Annotated in this window: 17 protein-coding genes and 1 tRNA gene; 13 read left to right on the top strand and 5 right to left on the bottom strand. The window is 68.5% G+C overall.

Annotation, left to right across the window (positions count from 1 at the left end):
• Nucleotides 1-171: 171 nt before the first annotated feature.
• The 5 genes from gyrB to AW270_RS03355 all read left to right on the top strand — a co-directional run bounded on the left by gyrB (nucleotide 172) and on the right by AW270_RS03355 (nucleotide 6,661).
• On the top strand, nucleotides 172-2,118 hold the full coding sequence (gene gyrB, locus AW270_RS03375) for a DNA topoisomerase (ATP-hydrolyzing) subunit B (RefSeq protein ID WP_082801270.1): 1,947 nt from the start codon (nucleotides 172-174) through the stop codon (nucleotides 2,116-2,118).
• 37 nt (nucleotides 2,119-2,155) lie between these two features.
• A complete protein-coding gene (gene gyrA / locus AW270_RS03370; RefSeq protein ID WP_061290500.1) occupies nucleotides 2,156-4,675 on the top strand; it encodes a DNA gyrase subunit A in 2,520 nt (839 codons plus the stop codon).
• A 128-nt stretch (nucleotides 4,676-4,803) separates the two neighbouring features.
• Nucleotides 4,804-5,583: a DUF3566 domain-containing protein gene (locus AW270_RS42050; protein ID WP_439649038.1), complete on the top strand. Its 780-nt coding sequence runs from the start codon at nucleotides 4,804-4,806 to the stop codon at nucleotides 5,581-5,583.
• Nucleotides 5,584-5,665: 82 nt separating this feature from the next.
• Nucleotides 5,666-5,739 (top strand) — tRNA-Ile (locus AW270_RS03360).
• A 358-nt stretch (nucleotides 5,740-6,097) separates the two neighbouring features.
• A complete protein-coding gene (locus AW270_RS03355; RefSeq protein WP_157521659.1) occupies nucleotides 6,098-6,661 on the top strand; it encodes a hypothetical protein in 564 nt (187 codons plus the stop codon).
• Between the two features lie 207 nt (nucleotides 6,662-6,868).
• Here AW270_RS03355 and AW270_RS03350 read toward each other — a convergent pair whose 3' ends face one another.
• Both AW270_RS03350 and AW270_RS03345 read right to left on the bottom strand, forming a co-directional pair.
• Nucleotides 6,869-7,633 (bottom strand): maleylpyruvate isomerase family mycothiol-dependent enzyme, encoded by a 765-nt coding sequence (locus AW270_RS03350; protein WP_061290496.1) that lies wholly within the window; start codon nucleotides 7,631-7,633, stop codon nucleotides 6,869-6,871.
• A 12-nt stretch (nucleotides 7,634-7,645) separates the two neighbouring features.
• Nucleotides 7,646-7,891 carry a DUF6343 family protein gene (locus tag AW270_RS03345; RefSeq protein ID WP_061290494.1) on the bottom strand — a complete coding sequence of 82 codons (246 nt, stop codon included), beginning with the start codon at nucleotides 7,889-7,891 and terminating at the stop codon, nucleotides 7,646-7,648.
• 167 nt (nucleotides 7,892-8,058) lie between these two features.
• Between AW270_RS03345 and AW270_RS03340 the strand changes: the two genes are divergently transcribed.
• On the top strand, nucleotides 8,059-8,484 hold the full coding sequence (locus AW270_RS03340; RefSeq protein ID WP_061290492.1) for a hypothetical protein: 426 nt from the start codon (nucleotides 8,059-8,061) through the stop codon (nucleotides 8,482-8,484).
• A 55-nt stretch (nucleotides 8,485-8,539) separates the two neighbouring features.
• On the opposite strand, the gene AW270_RS03335 is transcribed toward AW270_RS03340, so the two are convergent.
• Nucleotides 8,540-8,953 carry a hypothetical protein gene (locus AW270_RS03335; RefSeq protein WP_061290490.1) on the bottom strand — a complete coding sequence of 138 codons (414 nt, stop codon included), beginning with the start codon at nucleotides 8,951-8,953 and terminating at the stop codon, nucleotides 8,540-8,542.
• A gap of 157 nt (nucleotides 8,954-9,110) precedes the next feature.
• On the opposite strand from AW270_RS03335, the gene AW270_RS03330 reads away from it, so the two are divergent.
• The 3 genes from AW270_RS03330 to AW270_RS03320 all read left to right on the top strand — a co-directional run bounded on the left by AW270_RS03330 (nucleotide 9,111) and on the right by AW270_RS03320 (nucleotide 13,260).
• The gene (locus tag AW270_RS03330) at nucleotides 9,111-10,244 is read left to right on the top strand and encodes a glutathione-independent formaldehyde dehydrogenase (protein ID WP_061291420.1); all 1,134 of its coding nucleotides are present in this window, start codon (nucleotides 9,111-9,113) and stop codon (nucleotides 10,242-10,244) included.
• A 304-nt stretch (nucleotides 10,245-10,548) separates the two neighbouring features.
• On the top strand, nucleotides 10,549-11,094 hold the full coding sequence (locus AW270_RS03325; protein ID WP_061290488.1) for a TetR/AcrR family transcriptional regulator: 546 nt from the start codon (nucleotides 10,549-10,551) through the stop codon (nucleotides 11,092-11,094).
• A 12-nt stretch (nucleotides 11,095-11,106) separates the two neighbouring features.
• On the top strand, nucleotides 11,107-13,260 hold the full coding sequence (locus AW270_RS03320; protein ID WP_061290486.1) for an MMPL family transporter: 2,154 nt from the start codon (nucleotides 11,107-11,109) through the stop codon (nucleotides 13,258-13,260).
• A 9-nt stretch (nucleotides 13,261-13,269) separates the two neighbouring features.
• On the opposite strand, the gene AW270_RS03315 is transcribed toward AW270_RS03320, so the two are convergent.
• Both AW270_RS03315 and AW270_RS03310 read right to left on the bottom strand, forming a co-directional pair.
• Nucleotides 13,270-13,932, bottom strand: a complete 663-nt coding sequence (locus AW270_RS03315; RefSeq protein ID WP_061290484.1) for a response regulator — start codon at nucleotides 13,930-13,932, stop codon at nucleotides 13,270-13,272.
• The gene (locus AW270_RS03310) at nucleotides 13,929-15,035 is read right to left on the bottom strand and encodes a sensor histidine kinase (protein WP_157521658.1); all 1,107 of its coding nucleotides are present in this window, start codon (nucleotides 15,033-15,035) and stop codon (nucleotides 13,929-13,931) included. Before AW270_RS03310 ends, AW270_RS03315 begins: the two co-directional genes overlap by 4 nt.
• A 112-nt stretch (nucleotides 15,036-15,147) precedes the next feature.
• Here AW270_RS03310 and AW270_RS03305 point away from each other — a divergent pair, with 112 nt between their 5' ends.
• From AW270_RS03305 to AW270_RS03290, 4 genes are read left to right on the top strand one after another with little or no spacing between them, the layout of a single operon-like run.
• Nucleotides 15,148-15,498 (top strand): hypothetical protein, encoded by a 351-nt coding sequence (locus AW270_RS03305; protein ID WP_157521657.1) that lies wholly within the window; start codon nucleotides 15,148-15,150, stop codon nucleotides 15,496-15,498.
• Nucleotides 15,495-16,913 (top strand): multicopper oxidase family protein, encoded by a 1,419-nt coding sequence (locus AW270_RS03300; protein ID WP_061290481.1) that lies wholly within the window; start codon nucleotides 15,495-15,497, stop codon nucleotides 16,911-16,913. The genes AW270_RS03305 and AW270_RS03300 overlap by 4 nt, the downstream gene beginning before the upstream one ends.
• Before the next feature lie 36 nt (nucleotides 16,914-16,949).
• Nucleotides 16,950-17,453 carry a CAP domain-containing protein gene (locus tag AW270_RS03295; RefSeq protein WP_061290479.1) on the top strand — a complete coding sequence of 168 codons (504 nt, stop codon included), beginning with the start codon at nucleotides 16,950-16,952 and terminating at the stop codon, nucleotides 17,451-17,453.
• A 40-nt stretch (nucleotides 17,454-17,493) separates the two neighbouring features.
• Nucleotides 17,494-18,003, top strand: a complete 510-nt coding sequence (locus AW270_RS03290) for a CAP family protein (protein WP_061290477.1) — start codon at nucleotides 17,494-17,496, stop codon at nucleotides 18,001-18,003.
• Nucleotides 18,004-18,007: the final 4 nt, after the last annotated feature.

The raw sequence follows: 18,007 nt of genomic DNA, 5'->3' as shown, positions 1-18,007 counted from the left end.
GAGCCGGTAGAATGAAAGTGGACTTAAGGACACGTCCGTTTGCGTGTCACCCCGGCCGTGGCGAGCCGATTCCCCAGGGTGAGCGCATCGGGGCACTCACGACGGTGACGGGCACGGCAGGCAGCCATCCTATGTTTCCTGCCGCGTGTCCGCGGCAGGAGGATTTCGCACTTGTCCTACGACGCAGGCTCAATCACCGTTCTCGAAGGTCTTGAGGCGGTTCGCAAGCGCCCGGGTATGTACATCGGCTCGACCGGAGAGCGTGGTCTCCACCACCTTGTGTACGAGGTTGTGGACAACTCCGTCGACGAGGCACTGGCCGGCTTCTGCGACACCATCGAGGTCACCCTGCTCGCCGACAACGGCGTGCGGGTGGTGGACAACGGCCGTGGCATCCCGGTCGCGCTCCACCCCACGGAGAACAAGCCCACCCTTGAGGTCGTCCTGACCGTGCTCCACGCGGGCGGCAAGTTCGACAGCAAGTCCTATGCCGTCTCCGGCGGTCTGCACGGCGTGGGCCTCTCGGTCGTGAACGCGCTCGCCGGCCGTCTGGAGGCCGTGATCAAGCGTGACGGCTTCGAATGGCGCCAGTCCTATGTCGCTTCCAAGCCCGTCACCGAGCTGATCCAGGGCGAGCCCACCGAGGAGACCGGCACCTCGATCACCTTCTGGGCCGACGGCGACATCTTCGAGACGACCACCTGGAACTTCGAGACGCTCTCGCGCCGCTTCCAGGAGATGGCCTTCCTCAACAAGGGCCTGACGATCGTCATCCGCGACGAGCGCCCCGACCACGGCGTCGGCGAGGAGCCGACCGAGATCACCTACCACTACGAGGGCGGCCTGTCCGACTTCGTCACCCACCTGAACTCCAAGAAGGAGTCGGTCCACAACTCCGTGATCGACTTCGAGGAGCACAGCGAGGGCATCTCGGTCGAGATCGCCATGCAGTGGAACGCCTCCTACTCCGAGTCGGTCTACACCTTCGCCAACACGATCAACACGGCTGAGGGCGGCACCCACGAAGAGGGCTTCCGCGCCGCGCTGACGACCATCGTCAACCGGTACGCGCGCGAGCAGAAGTTCCTCAAGGAGGGCAAGGACGACAACCTCACCGGTGACGACGTCCGCGAGGGCCTGACCGCGATCATCTCGGTCAAGCTCGCCGAGCCCCAGTTCGAGGGCCAGACCAAGACCAAGCTGGGCAACACCGAGGCCAAGTCGTTCGTCCAGAAGGCCTGCAACGACCACCTGCGCGACTGGTTCGAGCGCAACCCCGGCGAGGCCAAGGAGATCATCAGCAAGTCTCTGCAGGCCTCCCGCGCCCGCATCGCGGCCCGTCAGGCCCGTGACCTGACCCGCCGCAAGTCGCTGCTGGAGAGCGGCTCGGGGCTGCCGGGCAAGCTGGCCGACTGCCAGTGGAGCGAGCCCGAGAAGTGTGAGCTGTTCATCGTCGAGGGCAACTCGGCCGGCGGTTCGGCCAAGGGCGGCCGCGACTCGCGCTTCCAGGCGATCCTGCCCATCCGCGGCAAGATCCTCAACGTCGAGAAGGCGCGCATCGACCGCGTGCTGAAGAACACCGAGGTCCAGTCGCTGATCACGGCGCTCGGCACCGGCGTCCACGACGAGTTCGACATCTCCAAGCTGCGCTATCACAAGCTGATCCTGATGGCCGACGCCGACGTCGACGGCCAGCACATCACGACGCTGCTGCTCACCCTGCTGTTCCGCTTCATGCGGCCGCTGATCGAGGCCGGTCACGTCTACCTCTCACAGCCGCCGCTCTACAAGATCAAGTGGGACCGGAAGGGCGAGGACGCCTCCTACGCCTACTCCGACCGCGAGCGCGACGCCGTGATCCAGGCGGGCATCGAGGCCGGCAAGCCCGACCCCCGTCCGCGTGACAACGTGCAGCGCTTCAAGGGCCTCGGCGAGATGAACGCCAACCAGCTCTGGGAGACCACGATGAACCCGGACACGCGGCTGCTCCTCCAGGTCACCCTCGACGACGCGGCCCAGGCCGACGAGATGTTCACCGTCCTCATGGGCGAAGACGTCGCCCCGCGCCGGGAGTTCATCATCAGGAACGCCCGTGACGTGCGGTTCCTCGACGTCTAGACCGCGGCAGCCGAACCCCACCCTGTGAAGGATTGACGTGACGGAAGTTAACCTGCCTCCGGGCCCGCCGCCGGCTGACCGCATCGAACCGGTGGACATCCAGTCCGAGATGCAGCGCAGCTACATGGACTACGCGATGTCGGTCATCGTCTCGCGTGCCCTCCCCGACGTGCGCGACGGCCTCAAGCCGGTGCACCGCCGGGTGCTCTACGCGATGTTCGACGGCGGCTACCGCCCCGACCGCGGCTATTTCAAGTGCTCACGCGTCGTCGGTGACGTCATGGGCTCCTACCACCCCCACGGCGACAGCTCGATCTACGACACCCTCGTGCGGCTGGCGCAGCCGTGGTCGCTGCGCTACCCGCTGGTCGACGGCCAGGGCAACTTCGGCTCCCCGGGCAACGACATGCCCGCCGCGATGCGCTACACCGAGTGCAAGCTCGCGCCCATCGCCATGGAGATGCTGCGGGACATCGACAAGGAGACCGTCGACTTCCAGCCCAACTACGACGGCCGCTCCCAGGAGCCGATGGTCCTGCCGTCGCGGTTCCCGAACCTGCTGGTCAACGGCGCGGCCGGCATCGCGGTCGGCATGGCGACCAACATCCCGCCGCACAACCTGCGGGAGATCGGCGAAGCCGTCAAGTGGGCGCTGGACAACTACGAGGCGACCGACGAGGAACTCCTCGAAGGTCTGATCGCCCGGGTCAAGGGCCCCGACTTCCCCACCGGCGCGCTGATCGTCGGCAAGCGGGGCATCGACGACGCCTACCGCACCGGCCGTGGCTCGATCACGATGCGCGCGGTCGTCGAGGTCGAGGAAGACAACAAGGGCCGCCAGTGCCTGGTGATCACCGAGCTGCCCTACCAGGTCAACCCCGACAACCTGGCGCTGTCGATCGCCGAGCTGGTCAAGGAAGGCAAGATCAACGGCATCGCCGACGTGCGCGACGAGTCGTCGTCGCGGGTCGGCCAGCGCCTGGTGGTCGTCCTCAAGCGCGACGCGGTCGCCAAGGTCGTGCTGAACAACCTCTACAAGCACACCCAGCTGCAGACCACCTTCGGCGCCAACATGCTCGCCCTGGTCGACGGCGTGCCCCGCACGCTGCGCCTCGACCAGTTCGTCAAGTTCTACATCGGCCACCAGATCGAGGTCGTGGTCCGCCGGACCCGCTACCTGCTGCGCAAGGCCGAGGAGCGGGCCCATATCCTGCGCGGCCTGCTCAAGGCCCTGGAGCGCCTCGACGACGTGATCGCGCTGATCCGCTCGTCGTCGTCGGCCTCGGCCGCCCAGCAGGGCCTGATGGACATGCTGGAGATCGACGAGACGCAGGCCCAGGCGATCCTGGACATGCAGCTCCGCAAGCTCGCCGCCCTGGAGCGTCAGCAGATCCAGGACGAGTTCGACAACCTGATGGCGCTGATCACCGAGTACAACGACATCCTGGCCAGCCCGCAGCGGCAGCGTCAGATCGTCGGCGACGAGCTCGGTGAGATCATCACCCGCTTCGGCGACGAGCGGAAGACCGAGATCATCGCGTACGAGGGCGACATGTCCATCGAGGACCTGATCGCCGAAGACGAGATGGTCGTCACGATCACCCGCGGCGGCTACGCCAAGCGCACCAACACCGACCTCTACCGGGCGCAGAAGCGCGGCGGCAAGGGCGTCCGGGGCGCCCAGCTCCGCCAGGACGACATCGTCGAGCACTTCTTCGTCACCACAACCCACCACTGGCTCCTGTTCTTCACCAACAAGGGCCGCGTCTACCGGGTCAAGGCGTACGAACTGCCCGACTCGGGCCGTGACGCGCGCGGGCAGCACCTGGCCAACCTGCTGGCCATGCAGCCCGACGAGCGCGTCATGGAGGTCCTCGACCTGCGCGACTACGAGGTGGCCCCCTACCTGGTGCTGGCCACCCGCAGCGGCCTGGTCAAGAAGACCCGCCTCTCGGAATACGACTCCCCGAGGTCCGGCGGCCTCATCGCGATCAACCTCCGCGACGACGACGAGGTGATCGCGGCCCGGCTGGTCTCCGAGGAGGAAGACCTGCTGCTCGTCTCCAAGAACGCCCAGGCGATCCGCTTCACCGCCTCCGACGAGGCGCTCCGTCCGATGGGCCGGGCCACCAGCGGCGTGATCGGTATGCGTTTCATCGACGGAGATGAACTTCTCGCCATGAATGTCATGAGCCATGGTGACGACGTGCTTATCGCCACTGAGGGCGGGTATGCGAAGCGCACACCGGTTGAGCAGTATCCGCTGCAAGGCCGGGGAGGAAAGGGCGTACTGACGGCCAAAATAGTCAGTGCCCGTGGCAAGCTGGTCGGAGCCGTCATGGTGGGACCCGAAGACGAAGTCTTCGCGATCACCTCCGCCGGTGGAGTGATCCGGACCAGCGCCGTCGAGATCAAGCAGTCGGGCCGCCAGACAATGGGGGTCAGGCTGATGAATCTCGCGGAAGGCGACAGTGTCGTGGCCCTAGCCCGGAACGCCGAAGCGTTGGAGACTGCCGAAGCGGCGGAGACTGAGAACGGGGCAGGAGACGAGCAATGACCAACTCGGGCAAGACGAACACCGGGGCGGCCAAGAAACCCGCGTCTACCTCGGCTGCCTCGTCGTCGATGCGCGACGGGGTATCCGCCCGGATCGACGGCGACGACAACACGGCCGAGACCCCCAAGGTGGCCGGCCCCACGCCGCCGCCGGGCCCCAAGCCCGCCGGCCCGGCCCAGGGGCCCGCGCAGGGACCGGCCCAGGCGCCGGGGCAGCCTCCCAAGAAGGAGACGCCCAGAGCGCCCCAGAGCGCTCGTGACACTCCCAAGGACGACTCCAAGGCCGACGACTCCACCCTTCGCATCCGCCCGTCCGGCGGCGACAACAAGCCGTGGTCGCGGCCCCAGTCGCCCAACGGCGACCAGAACCGCGCCGGCGACGAGCCGACGGCCGCCTTCAAGGCGCCCCGCCTGCCCACGCCGGTCTCGGCCCCCGAGCCGATCGTGACGGCCTCCCGCCCGTCGGCCGAGCCGCTCACGACCGACCGTCCGGTCCTGTCCACGTCCGCGCCGAAGGACTCCTCCGGCCGCGCGCCCCGCAAGGCCCACCTGGTGCTGCGGCGCGTCGAGCCGTGGTCGGCCATGAAGTTCAGCTTCGTGGTGTCGCTGGTGTGCTTCGTCGTGCTGTTCGTGGCCGTGGCGGTGCTCTACGGGGTGCTGTCGGCCATGGGCGTGTTCGACGCGTTCGTCCAGGCCGTCAACCAGCTCACCCAGGGCGAGGGCGGGGCCGCGGCCTCGTTCGACATCGCCTCCTGGTTCGAGCCGGTGCGGATCCTCGGGTACACGGCCCTGTTGGGGGCGGTGAACGTGGTCCTGATCACGGCGCTCTCCACCCTGGGGGCTGTGATCTACAACCTGAGCGCTGACCTGGTCGGCGGCGTCGAAGTGACCTTCTCCGAAGCCGAGTAGCAGTAGTCGTGATTCCGCGGTGCGACCACACCGCGGAACACGGTAAGCTTTACCCCGTCGCCACGCACTAGCGGGCTGACGAGGGGCTATAGCTCAGACGGTTAGAGCGCTTCCCTGATAAGGAAGAGGTCCCAGGTTCAAGTCCTGGTAGCCCCACGTTCGGAGATGGGAGATCTGTGGTCAGCGGCTGTGCCGCTTTCCGCGGGTCTCCTTCCTCGTTTATACGGGGGGACGACCCCCCGAACCCCCCGATGCGAGAGGGCTGCGCCCCCTCGCGCTTCCCCTGGCCGCTTCGCGTCCCTGCGTCGCTGTCGCTCCGGGTCGCTCTCGCTCCCTGGAGAGCCTCGCTTCGCTCGGGTTGAACTTCTTTCTTTGTTACGGCTCCGCCTGGGCGGCCACTCGACCAGCTCTGTCCATCCGATTCGAGGCGGGAGACGGCCTTTGAGAGTGGGACGAAGGTAACCAAACGAGTTCGCCCCCGAACCTTTTCCGGTGGTGGCTCGTCTCACGAGTCATGATTAAGCGGATTCTTTCTCTCGCCGCCGTCGTCACGCTCTTAGGCGCCTTGGCGCCCGCTACGGCACAGGCGTCAGCCGGGCAGGTGCTCAAGCTGCGTAAGGGGCTGACGATCACCCTGCCGCACGCGTGGAAGGCGCACGGCAAAGGTGACTTCGTCTACGTGGTCACCGGTAAGTGCAAGAAGCTCAACGAGCCCGGCTGTCACCAGTTCTCGATCTATGGCCCTAAGGGCATCGCAGTAGGGAACGAACTGTTCAATCCCTACACGGGCAAGTCGCCCTACTACCCTGCCACCGACGTGCAGCCGTGCCCGCTGAACGCGAAGTGGAGTTACGGCGGTGGTGTCAAGCTTCTCGAGTCCGGCTTTCGCGAGGTCGGCAAGGGGCACAAGGCGCAGTACCGCGCCTGGAAGATCAAGTGCGTCGGGAACGACTTCTCCAAGGTGAAGGCGACCTTCATCCAGCGTGAGTGGCTGCTGCCGAAGTCCAAGATCCTTATTGTCGACAAGTTCAGCACTGCTGGCCTGTCCAAGGTGCTCACGAACGCGGTCTGGCGCTGACCGAGCGCCGGCGCTCCGATACCTCGAACCGAATTCGGTGATATAGCCATGTCCTGGCGACTGACCGCCTACCACGTGGTTGACTGCGCGAGCTCAGAGCGGGTCATGATCCCCACGTCGTGGTGCGCCTGATCCACCGTCGAATCGTGGCCGTCGCCGCGAGGTCCGCTCTCGGTGGTGTCGCCGTGCAAGGCGATCGTCTGCGTCCTACTCCTCCGGGTCCCAGGCGCGGAGCAGGTCGATGAGGCCCGCGTCTCCCTCGATGCGCAAGGAAGTCGCCGGGATGCGGTCGTACATGAACAGCACCAGGTCGCCGGCCGTGCCGTGGACGGACACTGCGGCATCAGGGGCGCTCCCTGTGAGACGGGTGAAGCGGGCGCCGGTGCTGTCGGTGGTGAGGCGCCAGGAATGCGGCCCCTGGGCGTGGAAGTCGAAGGTGGCGGGCTGGTGTGGCCAGGGGCTCGGGGTGGCGCAGCAGGTGGAGAGGAACTCCTCGACGCCGTCCAGGGCGATCTCGTCGGGCAGGGGCTGCGGGGCGCTTGTGGTGAGCTGGGCGTCGTAGGTGTGGACGGTGGCCTCCTGGAGCTGGTGGCGGGCCACGGCGCCGCTGGTGCTGGGGGACTGCGAGGCGGCCCACCACGTCCAGCAGCCGCGGTCCGGGCCTGCCTCACGCAGGGCGTCCAGGAGCTGCTGGGTGGATTCGGTCAGCCAGGTCAGCAGGGCATCCTGCTGCTTGGGTGCGGGAGCGCCTGTGAAGGCCGACTTGGACGTGGCGGACGGGCCCGCCGCCACGGTGGCGGCCCATGAGCCCTGGACGCCGCCCAGGTGCCGGGCCAGGTCGAACAGGGTCCAATCGGGGCAGGTCGGGACCTGCGCGTCGAGGTCGGGGGCCGCTGCGACGGCGGCTCGGAAGGCGGTCGACCGTTCCTCGATCAGGCGCGGCAGATCGGCGAACTCCAGGGGGCTTGTCACCCCTGTTGTCTATCAGCCGGTCAGGCGTCGCTTGTGACGGCGGCGGATCACGGCGACCAGGTCGACGACCGCGATGAGGGCCAGGACGGCCAGGATGATGCCCAGGGCCAGGACTCCGGCGACGAAGGCCACGACGGCCAGGGCGGCGCAGACGACCAGGCCGAAGACGGCCAGGGCGATCCGCAGGGTCAGCGGGCTTTCCGGGCGCTCCGACGTGGGCGAGACGGTGTCCCAGAACTTGTCTCGAACGTTTCTCATGTGCTTCCCCTTTCCCGGTCTCGCTGGCTTATGTGCAGTAATACGTGCTCAGCGGCTTATGCGTAGTTGTGCGCAGAAGGAGGGGTTGTCCCCGGCCTAACTTGAGCGTCGTCCGGAACACGAACACCAACAGGGGATCCGGACAGCGACTCATACGGAGGAAGATCGTGCGTAAGGTTGGCAAGCTGCTGCTCGGGACCGTTCTGGCCGGTGTGGTGGCCACGGGGGTTGCCGTTGCTCCCACCGCGTCCGCGTCGGCGGCCACGGTGTCCGCGTCGGCGTCGGCGTCGCAGGGCTCCAGTTGGGACCGGTTCGAGCGTGGCGACGGCCGCTTCGACTACCGGTGGGGCAAGAAGGACGGGCGCTACTGGCTCGACTTCAAGATCTGGGACCGGGACCACCACGACCGTGACTACAGCTTCTTCGACGTCTACTACAAGCGTGACGGCAAGTGGTTCTTCTACAAGCGCTACAGCTCCAAGAGCTTCCTGAGCAAGCACATCGTCTTCGGCAAGCACGTCGACGACTTCCGCGTCCGCGGCGGGTACGGCTACGGCAACTCGTTCGGCTGGGGCGGCTGGCACTTCCGTTAATTCCCTGAGAAAGGCCCGGACCTGAAAAGGTCCGGGCCTTTCTCATTGGGTCAGATCAGCTGTCCTGTTTCCAGTCGGTGCAGAAACTGTAGCCGTTGAATCGGGCGCAGGCGCGCATCCAGTATCCCTTGTGCAACTGGTCGTTGGAGAACTGGGAACTGAACGGGCCGCACTGGGTCCAGCTCGCCTTGTCCTTCGAGCGGTCGATCCAGGTCTGGTCGCCGGAGCGGTAGCCCGAGCGGATCGCGGCGAACGAGTGGTCGCTGATGCGGTGGTTGACCAGGGCGACCTTGACGGTTCGGCCGCTGACGGTGGCCGACCGGCTGGCGATGTCGTGGTGGGCGATGCCGTTCCCGGGCCAGCTCCCGCAGTTGGTGTCGGCCGCGGCGGGGCTGGAGACGGTGATTATGGGGATTGCCGTGAAGGCGGCGACGATGACTGCTCCCGTGCGCCAAGTCACTTTGGGCATGAGGAATCCTCCCGATTATTTTTGCTGCGTTCTCCCCAGGGGTGCTAAAAGGACCTTTGCTGTCGGTGGGGGTGCTTGTCCATCAGCTCTGGGCAATATGGCGCAATGGGGCAAGACGCCCAGTTGGGCTGATCATCGACAATTCGGAGGTGTGATCATGCAGGCACTGGTGTACGAGGGACCGGGGGAAGTCGTCGTCCGGGACGTGCCGGACGCACGCATCGAACGCCCGACCGACGTCCTGGTACGGGTGACCGCCGCCAACATCTGCGGCTCCGACCTGCACATGTACGAGGGCCGCACCAGCATGGAGACCGGGCGGGTGCTCGGGCACGAGAACCTCGGCGAGGTCATCGAGGTCGGCTCGGCGGTCGACCGGATCAAGGTGGGCGACATGGTGTGCCTGCCGTTCAACATCGCCTGCGGGCACTGCAAGAACTGCGAGACCGGGCTCACCGGCTTCTGCCTGACCGTCAACCCGGGCGTGGCCGGGGCCGCCTACGGCTATGCCGGCATGGGGCCCTTCCAGGGAGGGCAGGCCGAGCTGCTGCGGGTGCCGTACGGCGACTTCAACTGCCTGCGGCTGCCCGATGACGCGCGGCAGAAGGAGAACGACTACGTGATGCTGTCGGACATCTTCCCCACCGGGTGGCACGCCACCGAGCTGGCGGGGTTGCGTCCGGGCGAGTCGTGCGTCGTCTACGGCGCCGGGCCGGTCGGCCAGATGGCCGCCTACTCCGCGCTGCTCAAGGGCGCGAGCAAGGTCATGATCGTCGATCGGCAGCCCGACCGGCTCAGGGTCGCCGAGTCGATCGGCTGCATCCCGATCGACGACTCCGAGGGGTCGGCGATCGAGCAGATCCTCGATCTCACCGCAGGTGAGGGCGCTGACCGGGGCTGTGAGTGCGTCGGCTACCAGGCGCACGACCCGCAGGGCGACGAGCACTCCGCCGCGGCGCTGAACAGCGTCGTCATGTCGGTCCGGCCCACCGGCGGCATCGGCGTGATCGGCCTGTTCCTGCCCGACGACCCCGGCAACCCCGACGAGGCCGCGCGGGCCGGGAAGATCCCGTTCGACATGGGCCACTTCTGGTTCAAGGGCCAGTCGATGGGGACCGGGCAGGCCAACGTGAAGGCGTACAACCGGCAGCTGCGCAACCTCATCCACACCGGCAGGGCGACGCCGTCGTTCATCGTCTCCCACGAACTGCCGCTCAGCGAGGGCCCGCAGGGCTACCGCCACTTCGACGCCCGCGACGAGGGCTGGACCAAGGTCGTCCTGCATCCCTGATCAGGGAAAAGCCTTTCTTTCCGTTACGGCTCCGCCTGCCCGGCCCCGCCCGCCGCCTCCGGCCCGCCCGCCACCCGGCGCCCACCGGCCGCTCCCGGCCGCGCGCCGTCACGAGTGAGGTCGAGCACGTGGCGACTGAACGCGGTGCCGTCGTCGACCACCGTGCCGGAAAGCGTTGAAGACTCCTCACCGTGGGCGCCGGCCGGCGTGAGGTGTGTAACACCGCTTTGAACTTTGTGCAGCGTTTCGGGCACCGGCTGACCGATCGGACAGAACTGTCCGATCGGTCAGTTATCGTTGGGGCGTGACCCGATCCGCCACCTCGATGCGTGCCGACATCCTCGACTCGGCCGTGCGCCTGTTCGCCGCGCACGGGTTCCGGGGGACGTCGCTGCAGGACATCGCGTCGGATGTGGGCTGCTCGAAGGCGTCCTTGCTCTATCACTTCACGAACAAGGACGCGATCCTCAGCGAGCTCTTCGCCCCCATCGGGCAGGAGTTCGAGACGCTGCTCCAGCGGCTGGCGCCACTGTCCGGCGAGGAGGCCGCGCGGGCCGCGGTCGCCGGGGTCGTGGACATGTCGCTGCGCTTCCGAAATCAGGTCAAGATCCTGCTGCTCGACGTCGACACCATGCTCGACCACCCCGATCTGCCCTGCGTCGACGACGTGACCGAGTCGCTCGTCGACGCGCTCGTCGGGCGGGTGCCCGAGCAGGAGCCCAGGGTGGCGGGCTGGATGGCGTTGCTGGGGATCTTCCTGACGACGGCCCGGGGGGTCTCGATCCCCGACGAGACCATGCGTTCGGAACTGACCAGTGGAGCGTTCCGCACGCTCGGCCTGTCCTCCTAGAAGAGAGCTTTCATGGCGACCTTGCTCTACCGGCTCGGCCGGTCCTCCTTCCGCAACCGGGGGCGGGTGGTGGCCGTCTGGGTGCTGCTGCTCGCGCTGATGGGTGTGGGCGCGGCCCTGTTCATGGGGCCGTCGAGCGACAAGTTCAGCATGCCCGGCACCGAGTCGCAGCGCGCCCTCGACGCGCTCGCCCGCGACTTCCCGCAGGCCAGCGGGGCCACCGGCACGATCGTGGTGGCGGCCCCCGAGGGCGGCAAGCTCGACCCGGCCGCCGTCGCGCCGCTGGTCAAGGAGGCCGCGGCGGTTCCCGGCGTGGTCGCCGCGGTCGACCCGTTCCAGGCGCGGGCGGTCTCCCCCGACGGCCGCTACGCGCTGATCACCGTCCAGTTCGCCGGCACCGCCGAGGACCTCGCCGACGGGACCCGGGAGGCCTACCTCCGCGTCGGTTCCCAGGTGACGGGCATGCAGGTCGAGCACGGCGGTGACGTGCTGCGGGCCGCGCCCGAGGTCGGCGGCTCGGAGGCCATCGGTGTGCTGATCGCCGCCGTGGTGCTGATCATCACGCTGGGCTCGCTGGTCGCGGCCGGGATGACGCTGCTCAACGCGCTGGCCGGAGTGGCCGTCGGCATGGGGGGTCTGTACGCCCTCAGCGGCGTCGTCGAGCTCACCTCGGTCACCCCCGTCCTGGCCCTGATGCTGGGCCTGGCCGTCGGCATCGACTACTCGCTCTTCATCACCTCCCGCTACCGCCAGTTCCTCACCGAGGGGCTCGACCGCGAGGAGGCCGCGGGGCGGGCCACCGGCACCGCCGGTTCGGCCGTCGTGTTCGCCGGCGCGACCGTGGTCATCGCGCTGGCCGGGCTGTTCGTGGCCGGCATCCCGTTCCTGACCGTCATGGGCCTGGCCGCCGCCGGGACCGTCGCGGTGGCCGTGTTCGTCGCGATCACCCTGCTGCCCGCGATCCTGGCCTTCGCCGGGGAGAAGGTGCTGCCGCGCAAGCAGCGCGGCGGCACCGAGACCACGACCAAGGAGGGCTTCGGCTACACCTGGGGCCGTCTGGTCACCAAGCTGGGCATCCCGATCCTGGTCATCGGCATCGCCGGGCTCGGCGCGCTGGCGCTGCCCGCCCAGGACCTTCGGCTGGCGCTGCCCGACACCGGTTCGGCCGCGCCCGGCAGCCCGGCCCGCGCCGCCTACGACCTGACCAGCGAGGGCTTCGGCGAGGGCTTCAACTCGCGGCTGATCGCCGTCGTCACGACCAAGGACCCGGCGACCACGACCGCGCTGGCCGGACAGGCCGCCCAGATGATCATGCAGGTGCCCGGCGTGCTGGCCGCCGCCCCGCCGCAGCCGAACGCCACCGGCACCACCGCCCTGGTCGCGATCATCCCCAAGAACGGCCCGACCTCGGCCGAGACCGAGCAGGCCGTCCATGACATCCGCGCCAAGCTGGCCACCCTCTCGGGCGCCGAGATCGCGGTGACCGGCGCGACCGCTCTCGGCATCGACGTCTCCGACAAGCTCGCCGAGGCGATGCCCGTCTACCTGCTGCTCGTCGTGGGCCTGTCGGTGCTGCTGCTGATGCTGGTCTTCCGCTCGATCCTGGTGCCGCTCAAGGCGGCGCTCGGCTTCCTGCTGACGGTCGGGTCGACGTTCGGCATCACCGTGGCGATCTTCCAGGAGGGCCACCTGGCGGGTCTGCTCGGCGTCGACCAGCCGGGGCCGCTGGTCAGCTTCCTGCCGATCCTGCTGATCGGCATCCTGTTCGGCCTGGCCATGGACTACGAGGTGTTCCTGGTCTCCCGGATGCGCGAGGACTTCGTGCACGGCGACACCCCGCGCCAGGCGACGATCAACGGCATGGGCCACAACGCCCGCGTCGTCACCGCCGCCGCTCTGATCATGACCTCGGTGTTCGGCGGGTTCGTGTTCATGGACGACCCGATCATCAAGTCGATGGGCTTCGCGCTCGCGATCGGCGTGCTGATCGACGCGTTCGTGGTGCGGATGACGCTGGTCCCGGCCGTGATGGCGATGCTGGGCCGGTCGGCCTGGTGGCTGCCCCGCTGGCTCGACCGGATCCTGCCCGACCTCGACGTCGAGGGGGAGAAGCTGCGCCACCACCTGACGGTCTCGGCGGAGCCGACGCCCGAGCGCGTCGGCTGACCACCGTGCTCAGCGCGCCCCGGGGATGACCAGGCCTGATTCATAGGCCTGGACGACCAGCTGGGCCCGGTCCCTGGCCAGCAGCTTGGCCATGACCCGGCTCACGTGGGTCTTGACGGTGGCGTGGCTGATCACCAGGTGGCGGGCGATCTCCTCGTTGGACAGACCGCCCGCCACCAGTCCCAGCACCTCCCGTTCCCGGTCGGTCAGCCGGTCCAGGCCGGGGGCGGGGGCCGGGCGGGGCGGGGTGGCGACGTACTCCTCGATGAGGCGTCTGGTCACGGCGGGGGACAGCAGGGCGTCTCCCCTGGCGGCCACCCTGACCGACTGGAGCAGGTCGGCCGGTTCGATGTCCTTGACCAGGAAGCCGCTGGCTCCCGCTCTCAGCGCGGCGAAGACGTATTCGTCGAGGGCGTAGTTGGTCAGGATCACGACCTTGACCTCGTCCAGCTCCGCGTCGGCGCCGATCCGGCGGGTGGCCTGGATGCCGTCAATCAGGGGCATCCGCACGTCGAGGAGCGCCACGTCGGGTCGCAGCGACCGGCACAGCTCCACCGCCTCGCCGCCGTTGCCGGCCTCCCCCACGACGGTGATGTCGTCGGCCAGTTCCAGCAGAGCGCGGAAACCGGCTCTGATCAGCGGCTGGTCGTCGGCCAGCAGGACCCGGATCATCGGGGGAGCTCCGCTCGTACCAGAAAGCCTCCCGACGGGCGGGGACCCGCCTCCAGCGAGCCGCCGACGGCCACGGCGCGCTCCCGCATGCCGATCAGCCCCATGCCGGGTTCGGCGTCGCCGGGGGTGCCGTCGTCGGCGATGGTCAGCACCACCTTGGTGGTTTCATGTGAAACAGTCAGCGTGATCGTGGCTGGACCGGCGTGCCGCAGCACGTTGGTGAAGGCCTCCTGCGCGATCCGGTAGGCCGCCCGGTCGGTCTCCGGCGGAAGGTCGGCCGGTGTCCCCCGCACCGACGACGTCACCGACAGGCCGACGGCCTCGGCACGGTCGATCAGCGCGGGCAGCCGGGCGAGACCGGCCGACGGGCCCTCCGGCTGGCGCAGCACCCCGAGGGTCGAGCGGAGTTCCCGCATGGCCTCCTGGCCCGACTCCTTGATCGCCAGCAAAGACGACCGGGTCCGGGCGGGGTCGCGGTCGAGCAGTTCCAGGGCCACGGAGGTCTGCACGTTGATCACCGAGATCGTGTGGGTCAGCGCGTCGTGGAGTTCCTGCGCGATCCACAGGCGCTCCTCACCGGCCCGGCGCAGCGCGGCCTCCTCCTTGGTGCGTTCGGCCTCGGCCGCCCGCCGCTCGACCTCGTGCAGGTAGGCGCGGCGACCGCGGGTGACCTCGCCGAGCACGAAGACCGCGACGAGCCAGCCGCTCAGCAGGCTCAGGCCGCCCGGTTCGGGGTCGGTCGCCGACAGCGCGACGATCACGCCGATCCCGGCGGCCAGGGCCACCGCCAGCAGCAGAGCGAGCCGGCGACGGCCGAGGCTCGCGGCGGTGTAGACGGCGATCAGGGCGGGGGCGGCGGCGAACACCCCCGGATACTGGAAGCCGTAGTAGACGACCGCGCCCGCCACGGCCACGACACCGGCCGCCAGGGGAGCGCGCCGACGCCAGATCAGCGCCGCCGACGTGACCACGATCAGCGCCAGGCCCGCCATGTCGATCGGCCGCTCGACCATCCCCGAGCTGGACATCCGGCCGTAGGTCCCGCCCACGCCGACAGTGAGCACGAGCAGGGCGAGCACGGTGTCGTTCTTCCAGGGCAACACGTGTGTCACGGTAGGTCAGAACCCTGCCTCGGGCGTACATCTCCGGATGTACATCACATAACCCCCTACGGCCTGACGTGACGGTATTTCGGGCTGGCCATAATGGGCGCCCATGAGATGGACTCTCCGAGTGACCTCGGTGCTGCACCTGGCTGGGGTACTCGCCCAGGCGCTGCTGGCCGGGCTGTTCGTGACCGGCGACGTCGACCTGCTGAGCTGGCACGAGAGCAACGCCGGAATCAGCTATTCGCTGCTGCTGGTCCAGCTGGCCGTCTCGTTCCTCTTCTGGCGGCGGCGCGGGGTGGTGTGGCCGTTATGGGCGACGGGTGCGCTGACCCTGGCCGAATCCGGGCAGATCTGGGTGGGCATGTCGCGGGCTCTGGCCGTGCACTTCCCGCTCGGCATGGCGATCTTCGGCGCGTCGGCGGTCATGACGCTGCTGCTCTGGCGGGTGACCCGATGATCTCCCGTCGCGGGTTCCTCGCCCTCCTGCTGGCCTCCGGTTGCGGCGTCGAGGTCTCCGGCGAGCGGCTGACCAGCGGGCTTCCACTGCCTCCGAAGTTCGCCCGGCCTTTGACCCTGCCGAAGACGGCGCGGCCCACGAGCCCCGGCCGGTACGTCGTCACCCAGCGCCCCGCCCGCATGGAGATCATCCCGGGGACGACCACGGAGATCTGGGGCTACGACGGCACCTTCCCCGGCCCGACCTTCGACCTCAGGCGCGGCGAGCAGGCCGTGGTGACGATCCGCAACGACCTGACCGTGCCCACCTCCACCCACCTGCACGGCGGCGTCACCCCGGCCGACTCCGACGGCCACCCGATGGACCTGGTCGTGGGCACCGTCCGGCCGCACCACGCCGGAGCCACCTTGCACGAGCGGACCAAGGACTACGTCTACCCGCTCGACCAGCGGGCCGCCACGCTCTGGTACCACGACCACCGCATGGACTTCACCGGGCCGCAGGTCTACAAGGGGCTGGCCGGGTTCTTCCTGATCAGGGACGACGAGGAGGAGAAGCTCGGCTTGCCGTCGGGGGACCGGGAGCTGCCGCTCATGATCTGCGACCGGTCGTTCGAGCCCGACGGGTCGTTCCGGTATCCGGCGCTCGACCCCACGCTCCTGCTCCGCCATGGGGTCCGGCCGGAGTTCATGGAGGGCGTCGTAGGAGAGGTCGTGCTGGTCAACGGGGTGCCGTGGCCGCACCACGAGGTGGAGGCGGTCAGATATCGGCTCCGGCTGCTGAACGCCTCGAACGCCCGCCGTTACCGGCTGGCCCTGCGGCCCGGCGGCGCCTTCACCCAGATCGGCAGCGACCAGGGGCTTCTGGAACGGCCGCTGACCCGGGACACGATCACCATCGCCCCGGGTGAGCGTTATGACGTGATCGTCGACTTCGCCCGCTATCCGGTGGGCTCCCACGTCACGCTGACCGACCTGCTCAGTGGCGACGTCATGCGCTTCACGGTGACCCGCAGGGGCCGCGACGACAGCCGGGTCCCGGCCAGGCTCACGAATCCACAGCCTGTAGACAACCCCGTCGCCCGCCGGACCTTCGACTTCCGGGTCAGAGACGGCGTCTGGGCGATCAACGGCAGTCCCTACCTCCCCGGACGGTCCGTCGCCGCGCCCCGCCTGGGCACGACCGAGATCTGGCGGTTCGTGAGCGACTTCCACCATCCCGTCCACGTCCACCTGGGCCGGTTCAGGGTGCTCGGCCGGGAGGAGCAGGGCTGGAAGGACACGGTGGACGTCCGGCCCTACGAGACCGTCGAGGTCGCGGTGCGGTTCGACGGGTACCGAGGGCGTTACATGCTGCACTGTCACAACCTCGAACACGAGGACATGGCCATGATGACGGACTTTGACGTTGTCTAGGTTGATCACGGACAGTCACATCGATCTCATGGAGGCGTGATCAAACACCTCGTCATCGCCGCCGCGGCCGCCCTGGCCCCGGTCCTGGTCTCTGCCCTCCCGGCCTCCGCCGACGTCATCCCCGCCACCGCGACCGCCCTCCACAACGAGGCCCGCGCCTTCTACGGCGTCGGCCCGGTCCAGTGGGACGGTGCCCTCCGCGAGGAGACCAGGGCGTACGCCCGGATCTGCCGGTTCGAGCCCTCCGCCCACGGTGACCGCTACGGAGAGAACCTCTACGTCACGACCGCCCAGGACGACGACGCCACCGTCCTGCGGGACGCCGTGGTGGCGTGGGCGACCGAGGCCATGAAGTTCGACAAGGCGAACCACCGGCACAGCCGGGACGTCAGCCACTACACCCAGACGATCGGCGCGAACACCGATCGGATGGCCGTCGCGATCGCCGACTGCCCGGCCGGCTCGATCTTCGGTTCGCCGACCAAGTTCGTGGTCGCGCGGTACATCCCGGGCCAGGACGCGGTCAAAGCCGCCCTTTGATGATTGAACGTCCGGGGCCCCGCGACTACGACTTGATCCCATGATCAAATACCTCGTGGTCGCGGCGGCCCTGGCCGTCGTCCCGGCCCCGGCCAGCGCCGACGCGATCTCCGACGCCGCCCTGGCCAGCCACAACGTGGCCCGCGCCCAGTACGGCGCCCGCCCGCTGGTCTGGAACCCGGCGCTGCTGCCCGCCACCCAGACGTGGGCGAACCAGTGCAGGTTCCAGCACTCCCAGCCGAACGGCGCTTACGGCGAGAACCTCTACGCCTCCACCAAGGTCGCCGACGACGCCACCATCGTCCGGGACGCCGTGAAGGCCTGGATGGACGAGGCCAGGTACTACGACTACAACAACCCCGGCTTCTCGGGCGCGACGGGCCACTTCACCCAGGTCGTCTGGAAGAGCACCACGAACCTGGCCGTCGCGGTCGGGTCGTGCCCGGCCGGCACGATCTTCTCCAGGGCCGCGAAGTTCGTCGTCGCCCGCTACACCCCGCCGGGCAACTGGCTCGGCCAGTTCCCGCAGAACGTCGGCCGCCCCGTTTAACTGA

The sequence above is a fragment of the Herbidospora cretacea genome (assembly GCF_001570605.1).
Lineage (GTDB): Bacteria > Actinomycetota > Actinomycetes > Streptosporangiales > Streptosporangiaceae > Herbidospora > Herbidospora cretacea.
Note: the sequence above shows the minus strand (reverse complement) of the source record. Positions and strands in the feature narration are given on the sequence as shown.

What these genes read in the sequence shown, in the direction of transcription:
- AW270_RS03290 (WP_061290477.1), top strand. Translation starts at nt 17,494, where the DNA reads ATGATCAAATACCTCGTGGTCGCGGCGGCCCTGGCCGTCGTCCCGGCC.
- AW270_RS03305 (WP_157521657.1), top strand. Translation starts at nt 15,148, where the DNA reads ATGAGATGGACTCTCCGAGTGACCTCGGTGCTGCACCTGGCTGGGGTA.
- AW270_RS03300 (WP_061290481.1), top strand. Translation starts at nt 15,495, where the DNA reads ATGATCTCCCGTCGCGGGTTCCTCGCCCTCCTGCTGGCCTCCGGTTGC.
- AW270_RS03315 (WP_061290484.1), bottom strand. Translation starts at nt 13,932, where the DNA reads ATGATCCGGGTCCTGCTGGCCGACGACCAGCCGCTGATCAGAGCCGGT.
- AW270_RS03355 (WP_157521659.1), top strand. Translation starts at nt 6,098, where the DNA reads ATGATTAAGCGGATTCTTTCTCTCGCCGCCGTCGTCACGCTCTTAGGC.
- AW270_RS03335 (WP_061290490.1), bottom strand. Translation starts at nt 8,953, where the DNA reads ATGCCCAAAGTGACTTGGCGCACGGGAGCAGTCATCGTCGCCGCCTTC.
- AW270_RS03320 (WP_061290486.1), top strand. Translation starts at nt 11,107, where the DNA reads ATGGCGACCTTGCTCTACCGGCTCGGCCGGTCCTCCTTCCGCAACCGG.
- AW270_RS03345 (WP_061290494.1), bottom strand. Translation starts at nt 7,891, where the DNA reads ATGAGAAACGTTCGAGACAAGTTCTGGGACACCGTCTCGCCCACGTCG.
- AW270_RS03330 (WP_061291420.1), top strand. Translation starts at nt 9,111, where the DNA reads ATGCAGGCACTGGTGTACGAGGGACCGGGGGAAGTCGTCGTCCGGGAC.